Here is a 19,482-nt window from a genome sequence, read left to right on the forward strand (position 1 = left end):
CATCCCCGTTGTCTACCAGGGTGGTGATAACATTATTGGTATCGATGGTCACCGAAGTGCCAAAGTCGTCTGTAATAGTATACGTTCCATCAAGATTGTCTACAACCGTGGCGATCTTTGCATCAAAGGTAGTAGCTATCCCATCTTCGTTCGTATAGGTAAAAGTACCGTTACCATTATCTACTAACCCGCTCAGGGTTTCTGTAAAAGTGGTAATTGTACCATCCTCTGAGGTATAGGTAAAACTGCCATCCCCGTTGTCTACCAGGGTGGTGATAACATTATTGGTATCGATGGTCACCGAAGTGCCAAAGTCGTCTGTAATAGTATACGTTCCATCAAGGTTGTCTACAACCGTGGCGATCTTTGCATCAAAGATAGTAGCTATCCCATCTTCGTTTGTGTATGTTAGGGTGCCGTCCGCATTGTCCGCCAATGTGGAAATAGAGGTATCACTTATAGTGGTTACCGCACCACCGGCATCGGTAAAATCATAGGTGCCATCACCATTATCAACCAAAGCCACCGTTCCGGCAGCTGCATTGATCTCATCTATCGCATCCTGTACATTGGTAGCCGTTAGGCCTGAAACAGCATTACTGTATGGATTTGCACTTGCATTGGTATCAATAGTCTGGGTTGCCCCTGTCTCATCAGTATACGTGTATGTACCATCCGCATTATCTACCAAGGTAGAAATGGAGGTATCACTTATTGTAGTCACTGCTCCACCGGCATCGGTAAAGTCATAGGTGCCATCACCATTATCTACTAAAGCTACCGTTCCGGCAGCTGAATTGATTTCATCAATAGCGTCCTGTACGTTGGTAGCCGTAAGGCCTGAAACAGCATTACTATATGGATTTGCACTTGCATTGGTATCAATGGTTTGGGTTGCCCCTGTCTCATCGGTATAGGTATAAGTACCGTCTGCATTATCTACTAAAGTAGAAATAGAGGTATCACTTATTGTAGTCACTGCTCCACCGGCATCGGTAAAGTCATAGGTGCCATCACCATTATCAACCAAAGCCACCGTTCCGGCAGCTGCATTGATCTCATCGATTGCATCCTGTACGTTGATGGCCGTTAAGCCTGAGGTTGTATTGTCATAATTTACTTCTGTTGCAGTTTGATCATCGGTACCTACAAGGGCAGACAGATCAACGGTTCTTGTATTTCCATTCTCTAAAGTAATCGTAAGAATATTACTTGCATCTAAACTAAAGGCAGTTATAAGTTGATCATCTGTATTGTCTAAATATGGTGCAAGATTTACGGTACCACCATCTTCTAAAGTAAGGATATTACCTGCCAGGGTAAGTGCCTGATCATCTGTTCCGCTATTACTAAGAGAAGATAAATCTACTGAAACAGTATTACCATCTTCAATATCTAAAGTCAGAGTATTTGTTGCCCCATTAAAATTAAAGTTCTGAAGTTGCTGGTCATCGGTTGATGTTAACTCCCAGCTATCACCATCCCAAAAATAAATGGTCCCGGTGTTTGTATTTACATAAATATCTCCTGTATCTGCCCCTGATGGATTGATTGCTCCCGGCACAGTAACTAGGGTCCCACTCAGGACCTCACAGTTGCACTGATCCTGCAGCGTAACCGTGGTTTGTGCAAAAGCAAATCCGGATACCAGAAATACTAATAATAAGAGTCTTAATTTCATGACTATATCTTTACCTAATATTTTTTTCAACTTAATAGTTCTACCTGTGTAATAAACCTTATTTGGCTGTCTCCCATAATATGATCTGGATCATATTTTAATAAGAGATTAACCAACATTAAATTGACAATGGGAATATCTTTTTCCGAACGAAAAAGAAATTTGTTTAGGCCGGAAGAAATTGCTCCATGGTCCGAAGGGAACCCTAGCCTGATTAAACTTCATTAAGTTGGTCAAGTTATTCATAATCTGGGGGTTGATTAAACCATTAATCAATTGTTTATTATTCAAACGGTTTAATTACACATTACAAAATTAACCCTATGACTGCGCTGGGAAAATATTTGTTGTGTAAGTGACATTATTCAGAGTCTAGGGTTAAATAATTGAGGTGTTCATCGAAAATTATCATTTTTTCTTGCAAAATTCATTGGTCGATCATCCCACTTATAGCAACACTTACCGAAGGGTACATGTAAGAAAAATCCTTATTGAGACTTTTTTTTGGAGTAAAACTCAACTTAATTTTTGTTAACCCTAAATGTGATTTTTTTATTGGTTATCACGGTGTTAACACGAATGCTCAGCGTTACAGAATTGGAAGTAATTGTGCTACAAATGTACATGGTATTAGATAGCACAACCCGATACTGATTACCGTCATCTGAGGCTGACGCATTAGTAATTACCAGAGTATTTGTGGAAGTACCACTATGGATCCCTGTATCCGTCAAATCGACCCAAATTGAACCATTATATATTTGCCATTGAAACGAATCCGCATCAGAGGCAGCTACGAAAATTGTGGTATCACATCCGGGACAAACATTGGTATCTATGGGTTGAGTCGTTATTACAGGAGCTCCATCTGCTTCCATGTAATCTGGCGTACTATTGCTATTAATATCAACAGGAATAGGATAGGTGGCCGCTGTTACTCGTCCCATACCATCTGTTGCAGGTGGATTACCGGTATCATAATATTCATTATCTCCCCCATCAGCATTCGCGTTATTATAGGCCTCATTGGCATCACTACAGCCGTCATCGTCGCTATCTGTATCCAGATAATCTGGTGGGTCCGTACCATCAGAATTAGCGATTGTGTAATTGATTATTCCACTCTCTGCAACAGTTTCTACAATATTTACCAGACCATTGGCGCCATAAGTTCCATTAACAACGCCATTGATGTGAGGTCTGTTATGACCTGCTTCTACCGCATCATAAATCCCATCATTATCGCTGTCCAAATCTAGATGGTTTGCTATTCCGTCTGAATCATTATCCATTCCGTAGGTTTCCGGACCAAGAAAATTGGTTACACAATTAAATTCAATACTGTGTTGTCTTCCCCCTGCTGAAGCCCCGGGAACCCTGGCCACTGCACCTACACGCAATGACATCTCTGATTTAGAAGTATAGCTGACACTCAGATTTACTTCCGGATCCACATTACTGGAACCCGGATGATCTACAAATCCAGCCGTTGCGATAACCCAGGAACCATCTTGTGTAATAGTCAATTCAGTAGGATTGTCAATAGTATAAGAAGCTGGATTATCCACCCAGTTTTGTTCCCCATAGTTAGCACCCCCATCAATATCATTAAAATTCATAAAGAATTCCGGAATAATTACCGGTGTTGATCCCCCTGAAGTTACAAATTCAATTTTGTATTCTACATAAGCCTGATCCCCTATATTGGGAAGATTAAATGCAGTTTGTGGTTTAAAATTTGCTGCCTCAGAACCATTATTATCAATATTAGCCACGGTGGCATTATATATGAATTCAATGGTAATTAAGGCATCTGTACCTGTTGTAACATTAGCTATTCTGTAAACCGCTCCCTGTTGCAATGCCGTACCTGACTCGAGCGAAGCCGCAGCACTAAAATCCATGGAGGTTTCCCCTCCACAAGCCGGTTGGTTATTATTGAGTAGTATCCCAAGTTCATCATCATCTGGGATCCCGTCATTGTCATCATCCAGATCTGTATTATCAGGGACAGTATCACCATCAGAATCGGGAAATACAGTAATGTAAATGGTAGCTGTATCCTCTTCAGAAGTAAAGGTACAGTTTGCGTTGTCTCTTATGGTATAGGTAAATTGATCATTTCCAGAAAATCCCGGTGTTGGGGTATAGGTTACAGTGCCATCACCATTTAAAACTGCTATACCATTACCAGGCGGAGTTACTGATATCACCTCCAAAGGTTCCCCCTCCGGATCAATATCAGCTCCATTGCCATTATCCAATAAAGGATCAAAAGTTGTATTTCCCCCTTCTACTACGGTAATATATTCATCCGTTGCCGTAGGTGGTTCATTAGCCGAGTCGGGAAAAATATCCAACAAATTAATACTCCCATTAAAATAATCATTGGGCCTTAATTGTTGCCGTACTACAATTCTTCCACCGCTTGTCCTTGGAAAGGATACTTCTACTACTATTGGAGTAAGTGGCCCGCCCGGTAATCCAAAATGGATTCTTCCCGGGCCTTGGGTACCATGTCCATAACCTCCATTAACTTCTCGGGTACCAGAAATTACGTTCCCATCACAATCCAATATCTTGGAAGTTGCTCCCACTCCAAATCGTTCTTCCGTATTGATAAGGCCAAAAGCATCTCTATCCTCAGTGATGTCTATATAGAGATGATTAGGTCTGCTAGCTGCAGACAAATTATTTATATATAGTCTATTATTCCCTGTCCTATTGGCATATAGGTCTAAATCACCATCCTGATCCACATCAACAAACGTACAACCCTCACCAGCCGCAGCATTAAATGTCAGGCCTGAATCAACAAAGGTCATAGCTCCTTGATTATAATAGAGTTTACTTGTGCTATTACCTGTTAAAAAAATGTCAATATCCCCGTCATTATCCACATCCCCACAAGCAAGACCTTCTATTTGTCCGGGAAAATTAATGGGAATTCCTGTACCGGCCCCAAGGGCGGTCCAGGTACCATCACCATTATTTCGATGTATTTGGTTATTGCCATTTTCGGTCCAGAACAGATCAAAATCGCCATCATTGTCAAAATCGTAAAAAGCCACCGCTCCTTTATTACTGTTAAGGGCCTGATCTATATCTACCCCATTTTGGAAAGACCCCCCGAGGTTGGTAAAGAGGTCTACCTGGTCCCGTTTTCGTACCACGATATCCACCCAACCATCATCATTAAAATCAGTGGCCGAACCATAATCCCCGTCAGTTGCATCCTGTACGAGACCTAATGGCCAGGTAGTAGGGTTTCCTGCATTGTATGGCGGATTTGGGCTATCAGCCTTCCTGGTTACATGGGTAAAATTTCCAGCCCCGTCATTCTGTAAGATATCAATACCAAAATTGTGGTTGTCTACAAACAGATCCAGATCTCCATCGCCATCATAATCTAAAGCTCCAGCACCTTCTGTGTTCATACCATCGGTAAGAGTTGTAAACCGTTGATTGGGAGCAGTACCCCCTAGTCCATCCCCAAACCTATTGGTAACAGGGTCCTGAAGATATATGCGCAAATCATTATGCTTATTTCTAAACACATCAGGGTAACCATCATTGTTAAAATCTACGAATAGTGCAGTACGCCCCAACGTTCCTCCCAGAAAATCTGGCGCCAAAGCTGCTGTTTGATCTGAAAATCCTCCGCCATCATTTCGCATTAGATAACCTCGACCATTGGTGTTAATGACCAGGTCAAAATCCCCATCCAAATCATAATCTGCCCAGGCATGACCCCCATCTTTGGTACCACCAATATTAAGTCCGTAAGCTGCTGCACTTTCGGTAAAAGTAGTTTGAGCGTACATTGTCTGAGCCAGGACAAGAATCAAGGCAAATACAAATACATCTAGTTTGGGGGAAACACAGAATGTCGTTTTTATCACGGTCTGCATAATAGAGAAACTGGCTTAGGTAATAACAATCAGCTCAGTATGGTACCCTCGTGCGGTAAAGGTCCGTGAAATAGGAGGTGTTAAAAAATAATTGTTGTGTAAGGAATCAAATCTACTGTCAAAGAGGGTAAAGATGTTGTATATTGGTATAAAATAAACTATAAATTCCTAGTAATTAGATGTTTACATTTAATATTTGTAAGAATTATAGGACGAAATTACCTTTTAGTTCGGATTCACCCGATAGGTGATCCGGCGGTTAGTGATAACGGAAGAAACTTTAACAGTGAGGGTGGCTGCTTCGGAAGTTTCGGTGGAGCCACATATATAAGCGTTGTTATTTACCACTGCCCGGTACTGAAATCCATTCATTTCCACCGAGGAGGCGTTCAGGTTTAAAACGGGGGTGGAGGTTCCGGAATAAATTGCGTTATCAGATAAATCCATGAAGCTAGACCCTCCGTCTTCGCTAACCTGCCATTGGTATTGGTTGGTGTCGAAGGCGGTGACCGAGAATGACGTGGCCTGTCCTGCAAAAGCCACAACATCTGACGGATTTACGAATATGGACGGAGAAGCTCCAGCCTCCAAAAAATCGTAGGTCCCACTGGCATCCATATCCAATGGAGTCGTAAAACCATTCGTTTGGTTTGTTGCCGTTACCAGTCCATTGGCATCGACCGTCAAGGGCAGGTCGGCAAGTAGCCCATCCCCGTTGTCATCTGTAAATCCGGCTTCAAGTACATCAAAACAACCATCCCTATCACTGTCAAGATCTATGTGGTTGGGTATTCCATCCGAATCTGCATCCATGTTGGCGCATATGGAAAAGCCGTTCAAGGAACAGAAATCAGCATCCCTGTAATTCGGAATCCCATCATTATCGGAATCTGCAGTGGGATTGGTGCTGCCGGATTCATCCGTATCAAGAATACCGTCATTGTCATCATCCAGGTCAATATGGTTTGCAATACCATCGCTGTCCGCGTCTTCCTGTATTCTTACCTGTACGGTCGCTGTATCACAATTGCCAGGGTGTGCCTTTTCACATATTTGATAGGTTAGGGTATAAATACCTTCAAGTGCCCCGGGGTCAATAATAATGGTACCGGTTGCGTCAAGGTTTACTCCAGGTAGTCCTCCTGAGTCGAGCAGTGTTATAAAAAAATCACCATCGTCTACTGGCAATCCGTCAAGTGTATCGTTCGTAGTTGCATCCCCCGCAATCCCGCCAACTTCCCCTTCTATTGGTGAACCGAGAAAGTCATCAGAAACCGCAGAGACTAAGGGCAGTGGCAGGCAGGTTTCCAACTGGTAACTTACAGATTCCAAGACAAAATTTTTGGGGCCGCTTATACGTACATAGCGTATTCCGCTCTCAATTACAGGGAGCGAAGTTGTTATAAAGCTTGGTATTTGGGTTGATACATTTACATTCACCGGATTATTGGGAAATCCGGTAGTTGTAGTCGCTCCATCTAAGGTCCCCACATGCAAAATTCCATCAAGACTGGCAAGACGGAACTGTATTTGGGATCCGACCTGAGCATTGCCTCCGAGGTCCAGGATAATAAAGGCATTACTATCATCATTTGATCGAGAAAATTGGGAGTTAGGGGCACCCAATGCCCGGTTATTGTCTTTCCAATTATTTGAACTGACCTCTGAAGTTGCATAAGCGGTTACAGCACCAGGATATTCCCCTGGTCCGCATGGACTGGCAACCACATCTATACTTATCGTTGCAGTATCACAAAGGGGGCCTCCATCTCCCAAAGAGGTATCGTCACAAATACTATAGCTAAGGGTGGTGGTACCAACAAAGCCTGGTTCCGGATAATAGCTTATAGTATTGTCGGGGTTTATTTCAAAAACCCCTTCTCCGGGAATACTTAAGGCCGAAGTAGCGCTCAGAGAAGCCGGGTTGATATTATTATTCACATCGGTATCATTTTCTATTGGATTGAAACTGATGGCACTGGTAGTGTATGTCCCATAAATATCGTTATTCGCCACAGGTGCTGTTGGCCCCGGCAGACAGACTTCACCATCATATTCCACGGACTCCAGCACGAGTTTCTTGGCACCACTGATCCGGACATAACGCGTTCCCAATTCACTCACATACAATGTGATTTCCTCATAAGCAGGTGGCAGTGTAGATATATCGACCGCTAAAGGATTATTAGGAAACCCTGTGGTAGTGGTCGCTGCATCCACAGTTCCCGCATATGGGTTACCATCCTCACTGGCCATCCGGAAGCGTATCTCGGACCCGATCCGGGCATTTGCCCCCAGGTCCAGGATTACAAATGCCGTTACATCGTCATCCGATTTAGAATACTGTGCATCAGACGCCCCCAGCGCCCGGTTGATATCCTTCCACTTGTTCGAGCTTACTGCTGCAACTGCATAAGACGTAATGCCCCCTACTACTTCACCCGGGCCGCAACTGCTGGGAACTACATCCACGCTTATGGTTGCGGTATCGCAGAGTGGGCCACCATCCCCGAAAGGCGTATCATCACAGATACTGTAGGTCAAGGTTGACGTACCGGTAAAGCCCCCTTCCGGATCAAAACTGATCGTATAGTCCGGATTTATCGTATACACTCCTTCCCCTGGAATACTTAAGGGTGAAACAGCATTGATCGAGGCTAGGTCGAGATTGTCATTGACATCCGTATCGTTGGCTGTTGGATCAAAGGTGGTGGTATTGGTATTGTAGGTGGCGTAGAAATCATCATTAGCCACCGGGGCTGTTGGAGGCGGCAGACAGGTTTTCTGCTCATAGGTAACGGATTCCAATATTAGCTTCTTTGCTCCATCAATCCGTACATAGCGTGTTCCCGCTTCGGAAACTTCCAGGGTAATGATATCAAAAGTCGGATCCTGTGTTGTCACAGTGACAGCGGTCGGGTTATTTGGGAAACCTATCGGAGTTGTGGCAGCGTCAATTGTCCCGGAATAGGAATTCCCATCATCGCTGGCCATCCGGAACTGGATCTGCGACCCGATACGTGCATTTCCCCCCAAGTCGAGTATCAGAAAGGCCGTACCGTCTTCATCCGACATGGAAAATTGGGTGTCCGGGGCACCGATTGCCCGGTCTGCGTCTTTCCATTTGTTGGAGCTAACGATTGCTGCCGAGTAGGAGGTAGTACCACCAACGACTTCCCCTAGCCCGCAACCACTTGCTACAACATCTATACTGATAGTCGCTGTGTCACAAAGTGGCCCGCCATCTCCAGGCGGCGTATCATCACAGATGCTATAGGTCAGTGTGGAAGTCCCTGTAAAACTCAAATCCGGAGTGAAGGTTACAGTGTTATCCGGATTGATGGTATAAACCCCTTCGCCCGGGATATTCAGGGGTGAAACAGCGGTGAGGGATCCCGGGTCGAGATTCTCGTTGATATCCGTATCGTTGGTAAGTGGTTCAAAAGTGCGGCTATTTGTATTATAGGTCGCATAAAAATCATCATTGGCAACCGGCGCAAAGGGCGGCGGCACTATAGTAATCCCATAGGATTTAAAACTCTCCCTGCCGCAGAAATCGATTACGCGGAGGGTAATAATGCATTGCTCTGGGGCCACGACCAGAGTAGTCGCAAAAGTGGTTTGAGAATTATTACCCGTGCTGGTAGTCCCACTGAAGGATCCCCCGGAACAGGTGCTGCTCCAGATAAATGCGTAGGTATTGCCAGCTGTGGAGGAGGCATCCACATCAAAGGAAATCGAATCCCCTCCTTCAACAACCAAAGGTACTGGTGTGTTGTCTGTTAGGCTGGGCGCCTTTTTTGCAGGCGCATCAAATGAAAAGTTCAGGAAAGCCCGAATGGCGGCAATGCGCTCGCTATCGGCACCGTTATTCAGGCTATGCCCGCCTTCATACATTACTTTCCCCCGATCCGTATCCCCAAAAGCATGGCCGTAAGCCAGTTTGGCTGCCAAGCCGGGCGAATCGCCGCTCAGTACATCCGATTGGTTGGGGTCCCAGACGGCAACTGTTGTACTCGGCCTCCAGCCACCCGTGGGATAGGGTAGGTAGACCTGCTCTGAGCCATTTTCGGTAGCACCGTCCAGGGTGCCCAAAAATTGCATAAAAGAGTCTGTGGGATTCGAATACAAATAAGGTCCACCCGAACCATCATCGTGATCCCCGAAGTCGATCAGTGCATACCCATCTATACCTGGATTTAGTGGATCGGGAAAGGGAGAAGGATCTTCCGCAAGAAAATTCATGCGCTCGCTGGGATCTAGTGGATTTACCAATGCCTCGAATACACTAACCGCGTGGCATCCGGACCATATCCAGCCTTCACTTCCGCCATCAGCGAATGATTTATTCCATTCATAGAGGTAGCCATGGTCTGCCCAGGTGGGATCTGCGTGAGGCAGGATAAAAAGGTCGTCACAGGCATCCAGATCCGATGGAAGTCCTATAGCATATGCATTGGGGGGGATCTCAGCCAAATCTAGGTAGGCCTTTGCTATATTTCCATTGGCCTGGTCCAGCACCCATTTAGGCCATATATTGATTTCCCGGTATACGTCAACGACTACATCAGAAAGGGTTGTGTAGGTGATGACCCCCTTGGACTGCCAGGTGCTTAGGGTTGCCTGTACCGCCGGATCGTCCAGGAATTGCTCCATGACTATAAATGGCCCTCCACGGAACTCCCGTCCATCCACGGTAAAATCCACGCCGTCCTTTGCTTTGGAAGTATTGATGGCCCACACCACCGGGACCTTGCGGTTGTTGATCAACTCATAAGCCAGGCCGTAAGGTTTCAAACCGTTTTCAATGGTCTGGGGAACTACGCCCATATCAATGACCAGGGAGCCTTCCGGTATGGTAGTAGCCTGAGAAGAGACACGGGCAAAACATAATAAGATTACAATTGCTGAGAGCGTAATATGTTCTTTAAAAAATTGCCTTAACCCCATTATATGATTTAAATTGTCCTTGATTTAAATTCGTTAGTTATTTACCCTATATGTAATTCTCCGGTTGGTAATGACTGTTTGTACTTTCAGGATACTCATCGGAGAAAATTCAGAAGTACTGTTGCTTAGGGTAGCCGTAGCCGTTATAAAATCACCTATAGATGCCATAGGTGGGATTGCAATACTAAAATGGAAGCGGTTTGTATTATCGGTATTACCGTCTAAGTCTGTATAGGAAGAGCTTCCTCCGTCTGCGTCGGCTCCACTACCTTCAACGGCAGTTCCCAGATACACCTGACCTTCTCCATAGTCCGCACTGAATCCTAATTCGTTATCTCCAGCTGTGGCAGTTCCTTCATTAATATCGGTAAGAAAAACCTCTACAGTAGCCCCCGGTCTTGCCCAACCTTTGATTACCAGATTGTTGCCCGACATATAAGCACTAGTTATAATTGGAAAGTTTAATAAGTTGTTAGGACCATTATCAGTATCGCCGTTATCGTTAAGGGTAACACCATCACCCATTTTATTGGAATCATCCAGATCAATACCAAGTGCATCAGCACGGACCCCGTTATTGTATATGGAGTTTTGAGATATCAATATTCCTGTTTTGTCTGCCACAACAACGCCCGGTCCCAGGTTGCCATGGATAATGTTATTGGAAATTGTGGCATCATCAGCTTTTAATCTGATCCCCGCATCATGAAAAATTCCACCACAGGTTACTGTATTAATCCCATTATTCGTAATTGTATTTTCAGTAATTATTAGTCCGCTTGCATAATCGTCCCCTTCAATACCGACTCCTGCACTTTCATTTATGAGGTTATATCTTATGTTAATCCCTGAACCATTTTCAATTAAAATATTATCCCTACATGTATTCACTGCTCCATTTTGATATATATGATTGTATTCTATTACCGTAGAAGTTCCCCCATCAACATGAATCCCGGCCAAGTTAGAGCCACTAATATAATTTCTTGCTATTGTAGCTTGGCCTCCAGTTATTTGTGCGGCATACTCAATATTCCCGGATTTTACACCTACGGCATTTACGCCCAATAAATTTTCATAAATAAATGCGGTACCCGCATTTACCAGGATTCCCGCCTTTTCGTTGGCGTATATAGACAAATTACGGATTGTATTATTTGTACCCTCCGGTCTAAAAACATCTTTTTTATCACCATGAACCTGTATTTCAGGTAAATCAAAGTTTGGAAGCAATGTAGCAGAAACACCTACTGCAGCGCCACCTGATCCAATGGTGCCTGAATTGGTATCTCCTGAGTATGCGGTTTGAGTTCTACCATCTATGATCGTATCATCGCCCGTGATTATAGAAAGCTGAGCGCCATCTGTTATAAAAATGTCAAATATACCACCTGCATAATTAGAGTCGGCAGCCCGACCAAGCAAATCACCTGTAGGTGGTATCATAAAAATGGATGTATCTTCTCCGGCAGCCGGATCAAAAATACCATTGGCTTCAATATCGAGTCCAGCTTCCCCCAGATTATTACTATTTACAATAAACTGTTCTAATGAGCCCTGAGCATCTTCATTCGTATTCACAATTGTATTAAAATTGAATCCGAAGTCCAGGCCGGCTACACCTTCATTAGATATAGTCACGGAAGCTAAAGTTTGTGCCCCGGCAAAAACTCCAGCACCGGTATCTGCGGCAGCCGGGTTTGCCCCACCCACTTCGTTAGTCCTTTCCACCAGGGTACTGGCAATATATTCGGTTTTAAAGGTCTGGACAGGCATACAACTTACGCATGCACTTCCTCCTGGCCTTGACGATCTAACGCTTCCATTTACAACGCGCATATTATAGGTATCATTGACCATCCCGGCGAATACATAAGTTCCTGAAACATCTGTAGTTTGGGTGTCCACAAGGGTACCCACCGAGTCGTACAATTCAACTGTTACCCCGGCTAAGCCCACACCGGAAGCTGCTGTATAGTTTCTTCCGACACCTCCGCCGTAGTTAGCATCTTCAAAGACCCTTCCGGTAATTAAATTGGAGGGTACCTTGAGAACTACCGCGTTCATAATTACATAATCAATCCCTACATTGATCTGGGTGGTGGCCGATGTTTCGCCAGGTAAGATATACGAAGAAACGTCATATGTATCCAGATCAACGCCATAATTGCCAGTGTTATTTACCACCGGGGCCGTTGTATTGTCATATAAAGTGGAGTTAAATGGATTGTCTGTAGTCACGCCGTCATTATCTCCATCTCCAACAAGTTTGTTAGTCCCTGATAATGGAGCTGTGAATTGCAATGATTCGCTACCAGTACGGTTTTGATCACCTTCCCAGGAAAGAGCAGTAGTTTTTGCCCCTGTTGAGCCAATGGCATAAAATCCACTTAATGAAAAAGTGGAAGAAGAATACTGATTGCCATCATATCCCTGATAGAGGTTGATCGTAGCTGCTGGCAGACTTGGATGCGAATAAAAAACAATTAATGACCACCCTCCTAAAACGACGGTGGTACTGCAATATGAACCTGTATTGTCTACGGACAATCCTGAAAAATCATAGACATTGGTGGATGGATCAGGAATTCCTGCAATTAGGGAGGTCACATCACTGACTAATCCATAAAAGGTCAAACCAAATTCCGTTGTCGTATAAGCCATATCTGCATTGACCGTAGTACCCTCAAAAGTAACCTGGGAATCCAGGGTAGTACCGGAATGAGCCCAATACAAATAGGCTCCTTCAATAGTTGCCCCAGCGGGTACTGATGAAGTTAACGTGTTTGAGGAAGAAGTGGTAATGGCACATGGATCTACAGAATCCGGTTGAGTTCTAAGCGTACCGGCCGTTGAGGTATAGTCCATATATCCATCAAATTCACGAAAAAGGGCTAAGGGAGTATTCCCCAAAACCACTTCATTATCATTTATAGACCCCGTACCCGTATCACTAATATCAACTGAGCCATCAGAAGTTCCTGTAAGTTGAATACTAAAGGTTTCAACGGATTCAAATATGGCATCATCGCTTATCGAAACCGTTATTTGTTCTGTATCTCCAACCGTTCCGTTAAAACTTAATATACCTCCTGCAATAGCCGTATAATCACTTCCTGCGATAGCCGTGCCATCCACAGTTTGATAGTTTACCGTAAATGGACCCCCGGTTGGAAGACCCAAATGGGTGGCCGTAAAAGTAGCTGTCCCTGCGTTCTCATTGACCGACACATCATCTATAGAAATAAATGGTGTTGATATTGCCACAAACTGTACATTGTCTATAAAAATAGTTTCACTGTTTCCCCAGTTACCACTACCAGTAATAAATCTGATCGCAGACGCATTTGACATTTCCGCTGCCGTAAGGGTATAATTGACTGAACCGGTTCCCGCCAATGTAGCTCTGGTATTAAACGAGCTTCCATCAAATAACTGTACCCGTATGGATTCATTTCCGTTTGTTCTCTGGTAGTCTAGTGTTAAAGTAGTTGAAGTAGCCGTTGAAAGATCCAGAGTTCTGGTTATGTACCTATTATCTAAATTCCGAAATCGTAGCTGATTGCTGTTTATCAATATTCTACCACTGGATGGATTTGTGCCTTCATTGGTTTCTACCCAATTGGTTGCAAAATTCGCCGTACCGTTATTGTTGGAATATGAGACAGTATTGAAATTATCCAGGAAAGTTCCCTGTCCATAAGTTTGAACTGCTGAACCCAAAAGGGCCAGAAGGATCAAGAAAAACAACAGGGGATTATATTTCATTTTACAAGTAGGTATAGCAATAAGTATCAAAAATACCTATGATCATCCGGACTATTAAATATTTGTTGTATAAGTGCTAATTCCTCTAGTGAAAAGCAGGGTTAACGAAGTATAGTGCAAAATCCGTGGTGAATTCTAAAGATTATCTGGGTGTTTTTTAACGATGAAGCCCTACAATTAGTGACTTTAAATGCTACCAAACAAAAAAGCAGCTACCAAAAAGAAGCCGCTTTAAAATCTTGGATTATCCAATAAATTTATTCGAGAATAATAAACTCCGACCTGCGATTTAACTGGTGCTTTTCTCCGGAACATTTTACGCCATCATCGCACTCGTTTACCAGGCGGGTTTCCCCGTAACCTTCGCCTTCAAGACGCTCAGAGCTTATCCCCTGAGATATCATATAATTCACTGTAGACTCAGCCCTTTTTTGAGATAACCATAGATTAAAGGAATCGGGTCCTCTGCTATCTGTGTGTGAATTGGCTTTTATTTTAAGGCTAGGATATTTTTCCATTGCCGCGATTACTTTTTGAATTTCTATTTCCGCATCGCGCCTAATATCGTATTTACCGAAATCGAAATATATGGTGCTCAATTGTAACAATTTGGCCAAATCATCCCCAAAACCTGCTTTGATAATTTCGCGTTCTAAATAAAAATCAATGATTGTTGCTTTACCATTAGATATTGGCAAATATTCTTCCGCGGGCATATAACCCTGGGTTTGTGCTCTAACAAAATTTCCCTGATTGCAATCACAACTAAGTGTATAGTTTCCTCTGTTATCTGTTATTGCTGATAAAATTTCTTCATTATCCTCATTTATCACTTTGACAGTGGCACCTACAAGTACCTCGTTGGATATTTTATCGCGAACGGTACCAGTTATTGGTTGGAGACATTCAAAAATTAAAGGTCTGGTTTCCAAAAAACCGTAAATATCATCCGCTCCCATCCCTTCGGCGCGATTTGATGCAAAATAACCCCTTTTATTGTCTTCATTAATAATATAGGAAAAATCATCCCATTTACTATTTACAGGCTCTCCTACATTTAATACAGATCTAGTAAAACCGCCATTTTTGATTTTAATTCCGAAAATATCCAGACCTCCAAGACCCGGATGACCATCCGATGAGAAATAAAGGATGTTTTCACTACTAACGAAAGGGAAAGTTTCCCTAGCTTCTGTGTTTATGGGTAGTCCTAAATTTTCAGGCGTTCCAAAAGTACCATCTTCATTAATAGTAACCTTATAAATATCAGATTCCCCTAGTGAACCTGGCATATCTGAGGCAAAATAAAGCGTTTTTTCATCTGGACTTAAGGCAGGGTGTGCAACTGAATAACCGTCACCATTGAAGGGTAACTCTTCCAGATTTGACCATTGGCCATCCTTCCAAATAATCCTAAAAACCTTTAATCGCACAATCCCCTCATCGTCTTTTGTTGATTTACCATCAATAAAGTTATTCCGCGTAAAATAAATCGTATTACCATCTTTTGTAGCAACAGACGTGGATTCATGCAGTCTGGAATTTATCATATTCATCTTTACTACAGTGTTACTAGAACTACTGTCAGCATTTACTTTATATATGTCCAAAAAATCTCTGGAATTCCACGTATGTCTGTATTTGGCCAGATTTCCGGTATCCCTGTCAGAAGAAAAGATTAAACCTTCTTTGTAAAATGCTGGTGCAAAATCTGAATATTTAGAATTGTACTCAAAAAGGTCAATGTCATAGCGGCCTGAATTTCTGGCAATTTCTTCCATATAATCCTTTGTAGTTTTAAGGATTTTTGAACGCAAATCATTTGAGGTCATATCCGCAAAGCGGGTCAGGATAGAATCAGAATTCTTATAATCACCAAGTGTTTTCAGGGTTTGGCCATACCTAAAATAATATTCCGGACCTACTTCGGATCCATACTTTTCAATGAGCTGTTTATAAACCTTTCCAGCCTCCTCAAAGTTAGCATTAAAATAATATGAGTTCCCTAATTTTTGAAGGAGATCACTACTCACATATCCCTTGTCCAACACTTTCTTATATATGTCAATTGCAGGACTAAATGAATATTCTGAATACTTCTTATTACCCTTGAGTACTCCTCTTTCCTGTGCAAAGGTCATTGTCAATATAAATACTGTCAGGAGAGAGGTAAAGAGTATTTTATTTGCCATTTAACTAAATTTTAAAAGAAACGAGGCGATACTAAACGTTGAAATGATTTTACTAATTCGAATCTAAGGAATATTTCAAAAGACCCATCATTGAATTGAGTACTTCCCAATTCTGTAGTTTCCTTATCATAAGCAAGCCCGAGCATTAGCTGATCTGATAATTGAAATCCAATTAATGCACTGAAAGCGGCATCCCATCTGTAGGCCACCCCAAAGGAAAACCTTTCATCTAGTAAAAAACTCGCTGAAAGATCTACTTGCAAGGGGGCACCCCCAACTAATTTAGTCAATAAGGCTGGTTTAAACTTTAATCGATCGTTACGGTCTAGATCAAGTACAAGCCCGGTAATTAAATAGAAGTTTATTTTTTCTCTGGAAAGGAATTGTACACTATTGGAATCCTGTTGAGAATTATCAAAATAATTCGAAGCTACTAACCTGGGAGCCGATACTCCCACATAAAATTTATTGGTATGGTAATAAATCCCCAAACCAAAGTTTGGTGAGAATTTATTATCTATATTATCCCCGGAAATAGGTTCATCATCAAAATTATTAAGCCCGTTAAAATCCAGGTTTAATAAACTACCGCCAAAACTCAGACCAAAAGATAACTTCCCTTCGAATGACACATCAATAGTATAAGATAAGACCGCATCCAAATAGGTTTCCTGAACCACACCATCGCCAATATTATCGTTTACAATTGATACCCCATAACCCAATTTACTATTCCGAATAGGTGAATGTAGATTAAAGGTAAATGTCTCAGGTGAACCTTCAAGACCAACCCACTGTGATCTGTATAAACCGGCAATACTAAGTTGACCCCTTGAACCGGCATACGCAGGATTAACACTCATAGTGTTATACATATATTGTGTATACTGTGCATCTTGTTGGGCTAATAGACCTCCAATCGTGGTTAAAATCAATATCAGAGAGACAAAGTAGTACTTGTTACTTACCATATACCTTAGCATATTATTTACTTATGTAGAGAACACCTGTTTTGGAAATAATTTCCTGCTCTTTTTCGTATTCAAAGATATAGAAATATACCCCCGCCGGCAGATATTCGTCAGTATTGATTGTCGATCTTCCTCTTGATCTACCATCAAAAACATTATTTTGATTATTATAGTTATTGCCATCGTAAACAGCAACTCCCCATCTATTAAATATTTTCAGAGAATTATTCAATGCATTTTCTACTCCTTTGATAAATAAGAAATCATTTCTGCCATCATTATTTGGCGTTACTAATTGATTGACTTCAACAATTTTAGTTGGTGAAACCAATACCATAACGGTAGCGGTGTCACAATTAGTTGTGTTTTCATTCTCACATATAGTATATTCAATACTATACGATCCGGTTGGAGTATTGGAAGCAACGCTGATGGTGCCATCCGTATTTACTGTTAACGGTCCTGTTGGTGTTGACGTAATTGTTACATCGTCAGGATCAACTGCCAGTCCATTTAAGGTATCATTGTCCAAAACGTTACTATCTGGTAAAACACCACCATCTTCGCCATCTATAAAAATATCAGTATAGTCATCATCAACAGCATCTATTGTAACAATAATTACCGTTACTGTTGCGGTATCACAATTTATAGGATTTGCAATCTCACATATCGTATAATCTATGGTATATGTACCAGGGACAGTTTCAGGAGCTACACTTACGGTTCCATCAGGATTTATTGTCAATGGACCTGTAGGCGTGGACGTTAAGGTTACATCTGTTGGATCAAGGGCCATCCCGTACAAAATATCATTATCAAAAATATTACCTCCTTCTACGACACCACCGGTAATACCATCAGCCAAAAATTCACTAAAATCATCATCAACAGCATCAATTGGATTATCTGATACAAATATGGTAACTGTTGCTGAAGCACATACATCCGGATCCGGATCTGTATTACATACTTCATAGATAATTGTAATATTTGTCTCGTTCTCTGATTCAGATGGAGTATAGGATAATTCTCCTGTTTCAGGATCAAAAGAAACTACTCCGGTTGCATCGCCTCCAATTCTGGTTATCGATGTAGTTCCCAGATTATTTGGATCATTGTTAGGAAGGAAATCATCGTTCTCCAAGATATTAATTACAATCTCTGTTAAAGGAAGAGTCGTTCCAGAATCATCCATTGCCGTTGCCATTAATGGATTGGGATCCGTTCCGTTAGGATTTCCATCGTTATCGCAATCCAGCAGATTCCATTCCTCCGAGGGAGTTACTGTTTGACTCGCCAGTAGAAAATCACATGGATCTAACGGATCTGTTGTATCAATAACTTCATCCCCATTGATAACACCATCACCATCGCAATCCAGGTTGTCCCATTCACTGGTTGGTGTTACCGTTTGGCTTGCCAGTAAAAATTCGCATGATTCTAAAGGATCCGTACCGTCTGCAACTTCATCACTATTGGTTACACCATCGCCATCGCAATCAAGGTTATTCCAATCATCAGTTGGGGTCACCGTTTGGCTTGCCAGTAAAAAGTCACAGGAGTCTAATGGATCTGTACCATCCGAAACTTCATCACCATTGGTTACACCATCCCCATCACAATCCAGGTTATTCCAATCAATTGTTGGAGTCACCGTTTGACTTGCCAATATAAGATCGCAGGCATCTAACGGATCTGTTCCGTCTGTAGCCTCATCGCCATTTGTTACGCCGTCACCATCGCAATCTGCCATTAAATAATCCCCGCTTGGTGCAAGAGTTACACTGTCTGCATTAAAGTCGCATGGATCTAATGGATCTGTTGAATCCATTACTTCATCACCATTAGCTACACCATCGCCATCGCAATCAAGGTTATTCCAATCATCGGTTGGAGTCACCGTTTGGCTTGCCAGCAAAAAGTCACAGGAGTCTAATGGATCTGTTTCATCGGTAACTTCATCACCGTTAGTTACACCGTCTCCATCGCAATCAAGGTTGTCCCAA

Annotated in this window: 6 protein-coding genes and 1 pseudogene; all 7 read right to left on the reverse strand. The window is 42.5% G+C overall.

The genetic code is table 11. The features are described 5' to 3' along the window. Positions 1–1,681 (reverse strand): annotated as a pseudogene (locus tag ABJH90_RS07200) (hypothetical protein); the annotation flags it as partial. Positions 1,682–2,202: 521 nt separating this feature from the next. Next, positions 2,203–5,592: an FG-GAP-like repeat-containing protein gene (locus tag ABJH90_RS07205; protein WP_348137991.1), complete on the reverse strand. Its 3,390-nt coding sequence runs from the start codon at positions 5,590–5,592 to the stop codon at positions 2,203–2,205. 225 nt (positions 5,593–5,817) lie between these two features. Further along, positions 5,818–10,542, reverse strand: coding sequence for an Ig-like domain-containing protein (locus tag ABJH90_RS07210; protein ID WP_348137993.1), 4,725 nt, complete (start codon positions 10,540–10,542; stop codon positions 5,818–5,820). 33 nt (positions 10,543–10,575) lie between these two features. After that, positions 10,576–14,310: a Calx-beta domain-containing protein gene (locus tag ABJH90_RS07215; protein WP_348137995.1), complete on the reverse strand. Its 3,735-nt coding sequence runs from the start codon at positions 14,308–14,310 to the stop codon at positions 10,576–10,578. 257 nt (positions 14,311–14,567) lie between these two features. Then, entirely contained in the window at positions 14,568–16,502 is a 1,935-nt protein-coding gene (locus tag ABJH90_RS07220; RefSeq protein WP_348137997.1) for an OmpA family protein, read from the reverse strand. Between the two features lie 11 nt (positions 16,503–16,513). Next, positions 16,514–17,473, reverse strand: coding sequence for a type IX secretion system membrane protein PorP/SprF (locus ABJH90_RS07225; protein WP_348137999.1), 960 nt, complete (start codon positions 17,471–17,473; stop codon positions 16,514–16,516). A 13-nt stretch (positions 17,474–17,486) separates the two neighbouring features. Continuing rightward, a partial coding sequence (locus ABJH90_RS07230; protein WP_348138001.1) for a gliding motility-associated C-terminal domain-containing protein occupies positions 17,487–19,482 on the reverse strand: 1,996 nt, incomplete at its 5' end.

Source organism: Eudoraea sp. (genome assembly GCF_039969275.1).
Classification (GTDB): Bacteria; Bacteroidota; Bacteroidia; order Flavobacteriales; family Flavobacteriaceae; genus Eudoraea.

Coding starts and splice junctions, on each gene's coding strand:
- ABJH90_RS07205 (WP_348137991.1), bottom strand. CDS start 5,592: ATGCAGACCGTGATAAAAACGACATTCTGTGTTTCCCCCAAACTAGAT.
- ABJH90_RS07210 (WP_348137993.1), bottom strand. CDS start 10,542: ATGGGGTTAAGGCAATTTTTTAAAGAACATATTACGCTCTCAGCAATT.
- ABJH90_RS07215 (WP_348137995.1), bottom strand. CDS start 14,310: ATGAAATATAATCCCCTGTTGTTTTTCTTGATCCTTCTGGCCCTTTTG.
- ABJH90_RS07220 (WP_348137997.1), bottom strand. CDS start 16,502: ATGGCAAATAAAATACTCTTTACCTCTCTCCTGACAGTATTTATATTG.
- ABJH90_RS07225 (WP_348137999.1), bottom strand. CDS start 17,473: ATGGTAAGTAACAAGTACTACTTTGTCTCTCTGATATTGATTTTAACC.